General features: G+C 67.5%; 9 protein-coding genes and 2 pseudogenes. 5 read left to right on the top strand and 6 right to left on the bottom strand.

The window, feature by feature from the left end; all coding sequences use genetic code 11:
* Nucleotides 1–55: 55 nt before the first annotated feature.
* Entirely contained in the window at nt 56–793 is a 738-nt protein-coding gene (locus C4B68_RS01190; protein WP_167458972.1) for a LuxR C-terminal-related transcriptional regulator, read from the bottom strand.
* A 62-nt stretch (nt 794–855) separates the two neighbouring features.
* The gene (locus C4B68_RS41600) at nt 856–1,053 is read right to left on the bottom strand and encodes a hypothetical protein (protein WP_167458971.1); all 198 of its coding nucleotides are present in this window, start codon (nt 1,051–1,053) and stop codon (nt 856–858) included.
* 594 nt (nt 1,054–1,647) lie between these two features.
* Here C4B68_RS41600 and C4B68_RS01185 point away from each other — a divergent pair.
* On the top strand, nt 1,648–2,343 hold the full coding sequence (locus tag C4B68_RS01185; protein WP_240634117.1) for a helix-turn-helix transcriptional regulator: 696 nt from the start codon (nt 1,648–1,650) through the stop codon (nt 2,341–2,343).
* 220 nt (nt 2,344–2,563) lie between these two features.
* On the opposite strand, the gene C4B68_RS41595 is transcribed toward C4B68_RS01185, so the two are convergent.
* Entirely contained in the window at nt 2,564–2,722 is a 159-nt protein-coding gene (locus C4B68_RS41595) for a hypothetical protein (protein ID WP_167458970.1), read from the bottom strand.
* A gap of 610 nt (nt 2,723–3,332) precedes the next feature.
* Between C4B68_RS41595 and C4B68_RS01180 the strand changes: the two genes are divergently transcribed.
* Nucleotides 3,333–4,439, top strand: coding sequence for an alpha-hydroxy-acid oxidizing protein (locus C4B68_RS01180; protein WP_099505112.1), 1,107 nt, complete (start codon nt 3,333–3,335; stop codon nt 4,437–4,439).
* A gap of 170 nt (nt 4,440–4,609) precedes the next feature.
* On the opposite strand, the pseudogene C4B68_RS01175 reads toward C4B68_RS01180, so the two are convergent.
* Nucleotides 4,610–4,996, bottom strand: a pseudogene (locus C4B68_RS01175) (transposase); the annotation flags it as partial.
* Between the two features lie 62 nt (nt 4,997–5,058).
* Between C4B68_RS01175 and C4B68_RS01170 the strand changes: the two are divergent.
* From C4B68_RS01170 to C4B68_RS01160, 3 genes are read left to right on the top strand one after another with little or no spacing between them, the layout of a single operon-like run.
* The gene (locus C4B68_RS01170; protein ID WP_099505113.1) at nt 5,059–6,255 is read left to right on the top strand and encodes a CaiB/BaiF CoA transferase family protein; all 1,197 of its coding nucleotides are present in this window, start codon (nt 5,059–5,061) and stop codon (nt 6,253–6,255) included.
* On the top strand, nt 6,252–7,016 hold the full coding sequence (locus C4B68_RS01165) for an enoyl-CoA hydratase/isomerase family protein (RefSeq protein WP_099505114.1): 765 nt from the start codon (nt 6,252–6,254) through the stop codon (nt 7,014–7,016). Before C4B68_RS01170 ends, C4B68_RS01165 begins: the two co-directional genes overlap by 4 nt.
* Before the next feature lie 40 nt (nt 7,017–7,056).
* Nucleotides 7,057–7,929: a bile acid:sodium symporter family protein gene (locus C4B68_RS01160; RefSeq protein ID WP_240634653.1), complete on the top strand. Its 873-nt coding sequence runs from the start codon at nt 7,057–7,059 to the stop codon at nt 7,927–7,929.
* Between the two features lie 162 nt (nt 7,930–8,091).
* Here C4B68_RS01160 and C4B68_RS42785 read toward each other — a convergent pair.
* A pseudogene (locus tag C4B68_RS42785) lies at nt 8,092–8,360 on the bottom strand (IS3-like element ISMyma3 family transposase); the annotation flags it as partial.
* Nucleotides 8,361–8,610: 250 nt separating this feature from the next.
* Nucleotides 8,611–11,328, bottom strand: coding sequence for a transglutaminase domain-containing protein (locus C4B68_RS01155; RefSeq protein WP_167458969.1), 2,718 nt, complete (start codon nt 11,326–11,328; stop codon nt 8,611–8,613).
* Nucleotides 11,329–11,395 lie beyond the last annotated feature (67 nt).

Raw genomic sequence — 11,395 nt, 5'->3', positions numbered from 1 at the left:
AACCGGTGGTCCGTCCCCAGGGGACGGACCACCGGTTCGTCATCGCCGTGCGTGTTCAGCTCGGCGGCCGCAGGGCCGGACGCCTGTTCGCGTAGCTGTGGCCCAGCAGTACCGCTTCGGTACGGGTGCGCAGGTTGAGCTTGGTGAGGATGTGGTAGACGTGGCTGCGGACCGTGGCCTCCTGGACATGCAGCCGATGGGCGATGGCGGTGTTGGTGATGCCGTGACCCAGGGCTTCCAGCACCTCCAGCTCCCGCTCGGTCAGCACGTCCTCGACCTGGGGCAGCGACAGGTGCTCGCGCCGGATGCCGTCCGCCATCCAGGCCACCAGGACCTCGGCGATGGAGGCGGACAGATAGGTGCGCCCGCCGTGTGCCTCCAGCACGGCGGTGCCGAGATCACGCTGGCTGGTGTTGCGGTCCACGAAGCCGCGGACCGCGTACTTCACCGCCTTGCGCAGCGTGACGGCGTCGTCCGGCTGCATCAAGGTCACCACGGCCGGTCTCCGACCGGTCGTGACCTGATCGTGCAGCGCCGTTCCTGCCCTGTCCTTGAGACAGTCGCCACCGACGAGCAGCACATCGGGCCGTGTCTGCGGGGCACGGCTGGATGCCTGTCTCGCCGAACCGAAATCGGCAACGATCTCGATCTGTGCGTAGGAGTCGAGAATCGCCCGGATCCCGGCCCGCAGAATCGGGTCTTCGTCCAGGATGACCAGGCGGACGGGCTGGTCCGTCGCGCGGGGCGCGAAGTCGGCGCGTGGAGGTGCGGTCTGACCCTCCGTCGAGATCACGGTGGACTCCTTGGGACTCATGGCGGCGGTCTCGTCGTGCTCGGGGCGAGCAGAGTTCCAGGTCAGAGCGACTCGACAACGTTGTCCGAGGTCAGAGCGGACTGCGCGGTCCGACCGGAGTCGTGCAGGGCCGAGACCGACCCCATGGAGTCCCAGCCGATGTCGTCTCCCGACAGGGCGACGGAGGCCGCCTTTCCGACGGCGGAGAGGGAAGCGACGGCGAGGACGGCAGCGGCCACGAGGCCCGCGATCTTGGACATGGGAAGTACTCCTCATTCACGATGCGGCATGGGATCCAGATAAATCCCGAGAAGGACGATCCCTTACTTCCGGTGAGTCAGGGATCAATCCGTCTGGTGCGGCGGTCGCCGGCGATCAGCAGTCTGGCCGACGGGCCAGTGCCGATGGAATACCCACCTGGTGGCACCTCCGTGCCGAGGCACCTAGGTGCCACATCCCTGGTCAGCCCACTTCAGGTCAACTCTCGTGTGGTTGAAGCGAGTCCGGCCGGGGCACAATCAGCGCGTTGCGTGCGAGACGGGGGAGGGAAGAAGACAGGAGAAAAACGCGCGGTGACGATGCTAGCTGTTCTGGGCCTCAGCTCGACGGCCGAAGCCGTATACATGACTTTGGCGGGCCGGCCGCAGTCACGGTCCGTAGAACTCGAAGAAGCACTCGGCCTCAAGGAAGACGAAATATCTACCGCACTCGCAGAACTAGCCGAGTTGTCTCTCGTCCGCCCGTCAAGAGAAGATCCCGCGAGCGTCCGCGCGGTGAGTGTCCCGGTCGCCCTCACCAAGCTGATACGCAACCAGGAAGTTGAACTAGCCCGACAGGTACAGGAGTTAGCCGCCATGAGAGCGGCGGTGGCGGAAGCCGCGGCGACCCTCAGCCTCGTATACGACTGCACGGAACGACTGATCGGCATCGACGCCATCGAGACGAAACTTGAGATCCTCGCCCAAGAGGTCGAGGACGAGTGTCTCGCGGTGCTCCCCGGCGGCGCCCAGTCCCAGGCGAGCCTCAACGCCTCCCGCCCTCTCGACGAGGAAGCGCTGAAACGAGGAATCACCCTGCGCAACCTCTATCAGGACACCATGCGCCACGACGAGCCGACGCGTACCTACGCGGAGTGGCTGGCCGAGCAGGGGGGACAGGTGCGCACCGCCACCGTGCTGCCGCCCCGCATGCTGATCTTCGACCGGAAGGTCGCGGTCGTGCCGATCGATCCAGACAACTCCCGTGCCGGCGCGCTCATCACGCGCGAGCCCGGCATCGTCGCCACTCTGGTCGCGACGTACCAGCTGACATGGACCGCCGCCGTCCCGTACAGCAGAGGTCAGAGCACGCATCCGGACCACGGCCTGACGGAGACCCAGCACAAATTGCTGACCCTGCTGGCCCAGGGCATGACGGACGAGGTCGCCGCCAAACGACTAGGAATCGGACTGCGCACGGTACGCCGGCAGATGTCCGCCATCATGGAGCGCCTCGGCGCACAGAGCCGGTTCGAAGCAGGAATGAAGGCGGCGCAGAACAGTTGGCTGTGACGTCTCCGCCTCACCCCGCGCATCCCGCGGTCCTCAACTGCCCAAGCCCACACCGCTCCTTCCTCAACGCAGTCCATCGGTCCCGGCGCCCGGCGGCGCGGACGGGATCGATAAGGACAGTAGGGACGGACAAGGTCGGAGACAACCACGATTCTGCTGAGTCGGCATCAATGGAACGCTGATGACGAACTCTTCGACACCAGAGAAGAAACGTGCCTGCTTAGCCTCGATCCACCGCACGCTGCCACACCCGCTCGGCCACGGCCAGCTCATCGCGCTCAGCTCGTACCTCCGACAGCTGCTTGACCAGTTGCTCTTCGAGTCCGTCCAGCTCCGCACGCCGCGCGGCGATCCGCTCCGACACCTCGGGATCCATCATGGGCCGGAGCGTAGGAGCGGCACCCGCGACGACGGACGGGAATCCACAAACCCACTCCCGCCAGACGATCTACACCCCAGGCTGCCGCCCACGACCAGCACGAGCACCCCGAAACGACATCACACCAGCACCCTGACCAGCCACTTCAAGATGGCGCAGCTTCACTGATCCCCGGAACACCGACACGGAAACCGAACCCCATGGCCCACCCCTCTCCCCGGGGACACAGTGTGGCACTGACAAACGCCCCAGGAGCAGTTGCGTAGGCCGGCCATCCCCAGGAGACCCTGCCGGCTGGGACGTCGCATGGTGCGCCCCGGCCGCACCATGCCAACGGATGGCGGGCGCTGTCGGCCACGCGCTTGGCACAGACGGGGCCAGCTTCTCCACCTACCGCTGCGCCGAGAGCGGTGACTCTGTGCAACGAGCCAGCCGACGCGAGGGATGGCTGATCGGGAGCTGGTATGGCGGCCCAGGACCCAACGACCACGGTGTTCGACGCCCGAGAGGTGTACCTGCAGGTGCCGTCGGTGGGCGAATTCTGCCTAAAGCGACGACAGTTGGGCGTGGGCGGTCTACCGTTTCCCTCTTGGCGATCAAGGGGGCGTAGATGAGGTGGCCGCCAGCGGGGAATCTTAGTGGCCACGGCGGGGAACCTAACTGGCTGCCACTGGGGAATTCCTATGTCGCCGGCGGGGCGGGCGACGAGCACACCCAGGACCTCAACGTCTCGGCGTTCGACGACTGGGGGCTGATCCCGAGGATGCTCGTCGACGGAGCCCAGCGAGACCTGTCCATCGAGCTGTGCGGGCTGTCCCTCCCATCCCCGCTGTTGATGGCCCCCGTGGGTGTGATCGGCCTGTGCGCGCAGGACGGCCATGGTGACCTGGCCGTGGCGCGAGCCTCGGCGCGGACCGGTGTTCCGATGATCGCCTCCACGCTCACGGTCGACCCCATGGAGGCTGTCGCGGCTCAGATCGGTGACACCCCGGGCTTCTTCCAGCTCTACCCCCCGAACGACCGGGAACTCGCCGAAAGCCTGGTGCAGCGGGCCGAGAAGGCGGGTTTCCAGGGGATCGTCGTCACGCTGTACACCTGGATCCCCGGGTGGCGGCCTCGTGACCTCAGCCGCTCGAACTTCCCCCAGCTGCGAGGGCTGGCCCTTGAGAACTACTTCAGCGACCCGGTCTTCACGTCCCGGCTGGCCAAGTACCCGGCAGAGGACCTTCAAGCCGCCGTGGGAGCCTGGGCGATGACCTTCGGCAATCCGCGGCTGACGTGGGACGATCTCGCCTGGTTCCGTTCCATGACCGACCTGCCGCTGATCCTCAAGGGAATCATGCATCCCGAGGACGTCCAACGGGCCGTCGACGGCGGTGCCGATGCGATCTACTGCTCGAACCACGGTGGACGCCAGGCCAACGGTGGCCTTGCCGCACTCGACATGCTGCCCGATGTCGTCGAAGCCGCCGGCGAGACTCCGGTGATCTTCGATTCGGGCGTGCGCTCCGGCGACCACATCGTGAAAGCCCTGGCGCTGGGAGCGCGAGCGGTGGCGGTGGGGCGGCCCTACGTCTACGGTCTGGCGCTGGGGGGCGAGGACGGAATCGTCCACGTGCTGCGTTCCCTCCTCGCGGAGGCCGACCTCCTCATGGCGGTCGACGGCTACCCGAAGATCGCAGACCTCAGCCCCTCCGCTTTGCGGCGACGCCCGTAGTACGTCGACGGGACCCTCGACGACCCCGCTCTACGGAGCATCGAAGCACATCGAATTCTCAGCAGCGTTCCCGAACCGTGGGCCAGGCAGTCGCAATCAAGGGCGACCGAACCGGACTGCGCACCCGGCAGCGTGCAACGGCGACAACAGACACCTCACGCGGCTAAGTGTCAAGCTGCGGCGGCAAGTTGAACTGGGAACGCGGTCTGTTCATCGAACAGTTCGTGTTTCTGGAGGCAGTGGTAGAGCTGGCCGATCATGCGGTTGAAGAGGTTGCGCTGGGCGGCTGCGTGCCAGTCTCCGTGGTCGTCACGACGCCGCCGGTAGTGCGCTTTGGCGCCGGGTGAGGCGGTGATGGCGGAGAAAGCCCAGAGGTAGCCGACGTGGTTGAGCCGGTCGTTCTTGACCCATCGACGGGTGATGCTCGACTTCTTGCCGGAGGCCCGGGTGATGGGCGAGGAGCCCGCATACGCCTTGAGGCCGCGGGCGTCGGCGAATCGTGTTCGGTCGTCCCCGATCTCGGCGAGGACCCGGGCGCCGAGCTGGGTGCCGAGCCCGTAACTCGCCGTTGTCGTCGACCAAGGCGACGTCGTGTGCCGTATGAATCTCGGGAGGTGCGATGACGGGTCCCCTCGACGGCGTGAGAGTTCTGGACGTCAGCCAAGTGATGGCTGGCGCCTACTGCGCGGCGCTCCTCGCCGACTTGGGCGCCGACGTGATCAAAGTCGAGCGTCCGACCGGCGACGAACTGCGTGGCTGGGGAGCCGATTTCCCTGGCGGCCAGTCGCCGGCGTACATGGCGGTGAACCGGAACAAGCGCGGGATCGCCCTGGACTTGCGGGACAAGCGGGGTGCCGACGCACTGCGCAGGCTCAGCGAGGGAGCTGATGTCCTCGTCGAGAACTTCAGGCCCGGGGCCATGCAGCGGCTCGGCTGCGACTATCCGAGCCTCGCCACACGGAACCCCGCACTGGTCTACTGCTCGATCTCGGGATTCGGCCAAGACGGCCCGCTGGCCGGCCGAGGCGGGTACGACCTCATCGCCCAGGGCATGTCCGGGATCATGAGCGTCACCGGGGAGCCCGGCGGCGAGCTGGTCAAGGCGGGCGTGCCGATCTGCGACCTTGCCGCGGGGACCCTGGCCGCCAACGGTGTGCTCGCCGCCTATGTCCACCGTCTGCGCACCGGCGAGGGGCAGTACGTGGACACCTCACTACTGGAGGCCGGCATCTCCCTGATGGTGTGGGAGAGCGCTGTCCTGTTCGCCACCGGACAAGTAGCCGGCCCGCTCGGTTCGCAGATGCGGCTCGCGGCCCCCTACGAGGCGTTCCGGACCGCCGACGGCTGGCTGACCGTCGGCACACCCAATCAGCGGATGTGGGAACACCTCGTGAAGGCCCTCGAATGGCCGGGGCTGGGGGCGGACCCGCGATTTGCCGACCCGATGTCCCGCCTGGCCAACCGCCCGTCGCTGACGAAGGAACTGCGGAAGAAGTTCCTGGAGCAATCCACCGAGCACTGGATGGACGTCCTCCTGCCACACGGCATTCCCGCCGGACCCGTGTACGACATCGGTCAGGTCTACTCCGATCCCCAGGTCCGGGCCAGGCGGATGCTCGTCGAGGTCGAACACCCCACGGCGGGGACGGTCAAGCACATCGGAGTGCCCGTCAAGCTCTCCCACACTCCGGCAGCCATCCGCCGTCCGGCCCCGCTGCTGGGCGAGCACACCACCAATGTGCTGACCGAGGCGGGCTTCAGCCCGTCCGAGATCGAGGCCCTGCTCGCCGCGGGCGTGGCCAAGGAGGAGAAGTGAGCGCAGTCCAGCTGCGGCACCACACCCCGCACGTCGTGGTGATCACACTGAGCAACCCGCCCGTCAACACCCTCTCCTGGGAGAGCCGGGCCCACCTGAAGACAGCCATCGACCGGCTGGAGAAGGACCAAGAGGTTCGTGCCGTCGTCCTCACCGGAGCCGGAGGCGTGTTCACCGCCGGCGCAGACCTGGTCCAGGACCAGCGAATGAGCCGAACCGAACTGCCGGACTTCGTAGGGGACTTCGAGCGGATCGTCGACGGCCTGGAGAGGTTCCGTGCCCCGGTGATCGCCGCGGTCAACGGGCCTGCCGTCGGCGGCGGGCTCGAGCTGGCCCTGGCCTGCGACATCCGCGTCGCATCGAGCGAGGCGTCCTTCGTCGCGGCCGGGGTCAACGTGGGCCTCATGGCCAACTTCTGGCGCCTGGCCAGGATCGTGGGACTCGGTCCCGCCAAGGAGATCCTCCTCACCGGCGAACGCTACGGAGCCGAGCGGGCCGCGGCCTGGGGACTGGTCACCGAGGTGTGCTCACCCGAGGCGCTCATGCACGTAGCGCTGGCGAAGGCGGAGCGGATCGCGACTCGCGCCCCCCTGTCCGTCGAGGCCACCAAGCGCTGCGTGAACGACGCCCTGGAGATGAACCGGGACGAGGCGCACCGGCGGCAGGTCGACGAACTGTCCGAGTTGTTCCTGAAGAACGACCACAAGGAGGCACTGCGTGCCTTCTTCGCCAAATCGTTCGGCGAATACCACCGGCACTGATCCAGAGGAGAAGATGTTGCACAGCTCTGTCTTGACCACCGTGGTGTTGCCGCTCGCCCTGGCGGTGATCATGCTCGGCCTGGGACTGTCCCTCACCTTCGCGGACTTCGCCCGCGTGATCAGCGTGCCGCGCGCAGTGGGCACGGCACTGGCCTGCCAACTGGTATTGATGCCCGCGCTGTGCCTGGCCCTGCTTGCACTGACCGGCGCGGACACCGACACCGCTGTCGGGATGCTCCTCCTGGCCGCATCGCCCGGCGGAACGCTCGCGGCCGTCTACAGCCACTTCGCCCGCGGTGACATCGCGTTGAACATCACCCTCACCGCGGTCAACTCGCTGCTCGCCGTGGTCACGCTGCCGCTCGTCATGTGGGGCGTGACCCGCCACTACCTCGGCCACGCCCACAACATCGGCCTGCAACCGCACGGCGTCCTCACGCTGATCGCCACCGTCGTACTGCCCGTCGCCCTGGGTATGACGCTACGGCGCCTTCGCCCGGGCCTGGCGCAGTCCCTCAAGCGTGCCGTACGGATCGTCGCGCTTGTCGTGTTGTTGGTGGTCGTCGTGGGTGCGATCCTGCACAACTCCCGCGAGCTCGGCCGGTCCTTGAGCTCCATCCTTCCGCTCACGGCGGCGTTCAGCGTCCTGAACCTGGTCATCGGCTACTGGGTGCCCCGTCTCGTCCGCGTCGAGCGGCCCCAAGCCGTCGCCTCGTCGATGGAGATCGGCATCCACAACGGTGCCCTCGCCGTCGCCATCGCGCTCAGCCCCGCGTTGCTGAATATGCCGGCTGCCGCAGTGGCACCCGCCATCTACATCCCGGTCTCCCTCCTCACCGCGGCGGTGGCCGTCCTCCTGCTCGCCCGGCGGACCTGCTCACTCCCCATGGTGGAGTCGGTGACTAGCACCTGACGGCCCCATGTTGGGCGGTGGAGGGTGGTCCTGCCACCCCCACGGCCCGGCACACGTCTTCATGGCACCGCCACTGGTCGGGCCTGGGACCGGCTCGCTCATATCCTCAAACCCTCAGACCTCCCAGGCCATGGACGTGTAGACCCCCTGGATCAGCTCCTTGAGTTCCTCATCGCGCACGGAACGAGCAGAGGGAGTTTCGAGGCGTTTCTTGTGGGCGTAGTACGTGGAAGGGGCGATCTTGCAGCCGTGCTCGGTGAGGGTTCTGCAGATCGGCTCGACGCCGCCGAAGCGGTCCCGGTGCTCGTCGATGAACGCTACGAGCGAGTGTGTGGCCGGTCGAGCTCGGCCGCGAAGAAACTTGCCGCGGCCTTCAGGATCTCGTTGGCCCGCTTGAGTTCGGCGTTCTCCTTCTTCAATGCCCTGAGCTGGGCGGGCCCCGCCCACCGGCGAGCGACTCGCCGTCGCGGCCAGCCCAACCGCCTGGCTGCACGGTTCCGATGTCGCCGGATCCGCTGGGAGAGGAGAGACGATATCCACGGAGCTTTCCTCGGCCTCGCCACCTTTCTCATCACCCACCGACAGGTTCAGCGCCTTTGTGCTCTTGGCCCGAAAACGGTTATGGCTGGGCCGGAACGGTGAGATGTTCACCGTTCCGGCCCAGCCGGTGATGCCGGAGGATCAGAAGGGGGCCGGAGGCCGAGGAAGTGCGTTAACGGCCTCGATGACGGCGTTGGTGTGCACGTCTCCGAGTTTGTCGAGGGCGATCACGCCGGCGACGAGACCGGCGGCGGCGAGGGCGGTGGCCGCGCCGCCGGACCCGGCCGTTGCCGTGACGGCGAGGCCGACGAGCCCAATTTGCGCCGCGCCTACGAGTTGGGAGACCAGGAGGGAGTCCGCCGCGACCAATGCTGCGTACAGCCCGCTGCCGGTGGAGTTGTAGACGGCGACACCGCGGTCATATGCGATGAGGCCTGCGAGGGCCTTGTTGACGCCGGGGATCGCGGCCAGGGCCCTTGAGCGCCCGCCGGTCGACTTGATGGCCTCGTCGGTCGCCTCGAGCAACGTCGAGGCGGCGCTGCCCCAGGGCGCCATCTGCACGCTGTTGAGATCGGCGGTGCCGCCGCCGAACAGGCCCCCGTGGATGAGGCTGCCGGTCGCTCCGGTGCGGGGATCGAGGGTGGCCCATGCCGAGCCTGTCCACCGGAGGTAGGTAACGGGGGAGGTGGTGGCGATGACGGCGGAGCCGTTGCGTGCCGCCGACGCGATGAGGTCGCGGTCGACCTGGCTGAGATTCAGCTTGGCGCTGACGGTGTCCGCGAGGGCGGGGTTCAACGCGGCCAAGGGGATCTGCTGGGCCAGGGCTTGGCCGTGCAATTCGACGGTGGAGACCGACCGGGTCTCCTCGGTCGCCTCGAAAATGGCGCTTTCCAGCTGGGAACCCATCAGCCCGGACTGCAGCATGGTGTCCACGGCCGCCTGGGTGTTCCCCGACCGGGACACCGAGGAGTACACCATCCCCTGGGCGTCCATGAGCATGCCGACGCCAAGAGTGGAGATCGCCGTGTCGCCCGAATACTGGAAGGCGGGCATGAACATCATCAGCAGCTCGCGAGGCGGGCTGGCCATCCGGACGTTGCGCTGGTTGCTGATGGACGCGTTGAAGGCGTCGACCGACAGGTAGTACTGCTGTGCGTGTCCGTCCAGGACCGCGCCGATGACGTTCTCGAAATCCACGTCGGCGCCGTCGTTCAGCCGCTGGTAGGTGCTCTTGAAGCCGGCCTCGCGACCGGCGAGAGTGTGCCCTGTCTCGCTGCCGGTGCTGATGCCGACGTTGGCGTAGGTGCCTGCCGCGATGCTATGGGTGTAGGTGCGGACGCCTCCCGCCGGGTCGGAGAGTGACACCGCGACCTGCTGGTACTGGCCCATGGTGACCGGGCCACCGGTGGCCTGCTTGTTGCCGTTGAGGTACATCACCGGGCGCAGGTCCACCAGGTAGGGGGGAACCTTGGCCAGGCCACCGTTGTCGTTGATGGTCTCGGCGTCGGCCGCTGATGCCGACACGTAGGCAATCGTCAGGCGCTGGGTGGCCATCCGGTAGGTCGGCACGGTGACCGTGGTCTGATCCGCGACAGTGAGCCGGACGAAGTGATAGTCCCCAGCGGGGATATCAGCCGTACTGGACACCACCTTGGTGATATGCCCGGGCGGGCCCATGGCTGTTGACTGAGAGGGCACCGCCGCGACCATCCCGCCGAAGGCGTCGCCGACGGTCGCCCTATCGCGCACCATCTCCTGGAGCTTGGCCGACAGCTTCTGGCGCCACTGGACCTGCACGGCCTCCAGCTTGGCGGCGTCCACTCCGGTGACGGCCGGATAGTCGGGGTCGGTGTCGACCAGGTCCGCGGCGAGCTGCTTGAACGCGGCCGGCGTCGCGCCGGTGACCTTGGCGAGGTTCACCGGTTTGATGAACTTCAGCGGCTTCAGCGAGGCGTCGAGACGGACCCAGCGCGGTTTCGCGGGGGGATTGTCACTCTGCCCATACTGCGCGGTGCGATCGGCTCCATTGCCGTCGCGGGGCCGGATATAGGCCTGAACCCAGATGTGCCCGACATTGACCGCCACCGGTTTGTTCGCAGCGTCGGTTTCCACGCTGACGGGCGTTCCCAGCGACGCGGCGAACTGCACCGCGGCGTCCACATCGGTGAAGTCGCCCATCGCCTGCCGGAACTGTTTGACCTTCATCTGGACGACGCCGCGCTCGTAGCGGGTCTCGACCCCGCGGGCCCGAAGGAGCGACGACAGCAGCAAAGACGTGTCGTGCGGGGAGCAGACCCTCGTCTGCAGGCAACCGCCGGCGCCCTGGGCGACGCCCCAAACCGGGACGCTGACGGTGTTCTTGCGCACCCACGAGTAGATGCTGGAAGGGGACTTGAGGTCGGCCGCCAGTTTCTTGATCTCGGCGGAGGAGGTGACCGACTCCTGGCCCACGTCCGCTCCTGCGGGGGCGTTGCTCGGCAGGCTCGGTGTGTCACCCGTCCGGGACACGCGCACGGAGGGCAGCGGCCGTCGGGCCGTGGAGTGTGGGGCCTTCGGCGGCTGCTTCAACAGGGCCGCGGCATTGTTGGCCAGCCCCTGGGACGAGCCGCTCTCGTTCAGACGCCTGTAGCCCGACGACAGTGAGTTCTCGATGCCCCCGATCCGTCGGCGCGCGGCCGGGGTCGCGGTCTGTTTCTGCGCCGCGAGCAGCCCTCGGACCTCATCGTAGGCAGGTGCTAGGCCACGCCGGTCGCCGGTCGCCGCCGCCTCCAGCGCTGCTGACCACTTCTGCCACCCTCCCTGGGGCGGGGACGGCGTCGGCGCGCTCCACGCGGGGGCGCTCAGCGTTCCCGTGAGCATCACCCCCGCGACCCCGGCCGCGTACAGCCTCCATCGGTGTCTCCACTCCCGGTACCCCATGACAGCC

The sequence above is a fragment of the Streptomyces dengpaensis genome (assembly GCF_002946835.1).
Lineage (GTDB): Bacteria > Actinomycetota > Actinomycetes > Streptomycetales > Streptomycetaceae > Streptomyces > Streptomyces dengpaensis.
The sequence above is the reverse complement of the archived record's forward strand: the minus strand, read 5'-3'. Positions and strand labels throughout refer to the sequence as shown.

What these genes read in the sequence shown, in the direction of transcription:
- C4B68_RS01170 (WP_099505113.1), top strand. Translation starts at nt 5,059, where the DNA reads ATGACGGGTCCCCTCGACGGCGTGAGAGTTCTGGACGTCAGCCAAGTG.
- C4B68_RS41600 (WP_167458971.1), bottom strand. Translation starts at nt 1,053, where the DNA reads ATGTCCAAGATCGCGGGCCTCGTGGCCGCTGCCGTCCTCGCCGTCGCT.
- C4B68_RS01185 (WP_240634117.1), top strand. Translation starts at nt 1,648, where the DNA reads ATGAGAGCGGCGGTGGCGGAAGCCGCGGCGACCCTCAGCCTCGTATAC.
- C4B68_RS01180 (WP_099505112.1), top strand. Translation starts at nt 3,333, where the DNA reads ATGAGGTGGCCGCCAGCGGGGAATCTTAGTGGCCACGGCGGGGAACCT.
- C4B68_RS01155 (WP_167458969.1), bottom strand. Translation starts at nt 11,328, where the DNA reads ATGCTCACGGGAACGCTGAGCGCCCCCGCGTGGAGCGCGCCGACGCCG.
- C4B68_RS41595 (WP_167458970.1), bottom strand. Translation starts at nt 2,722, where the DNA reads ATGATGGATCCCGAGGTGTCGGAGCGGATCGCCGCGCGGCGTGCGGAG.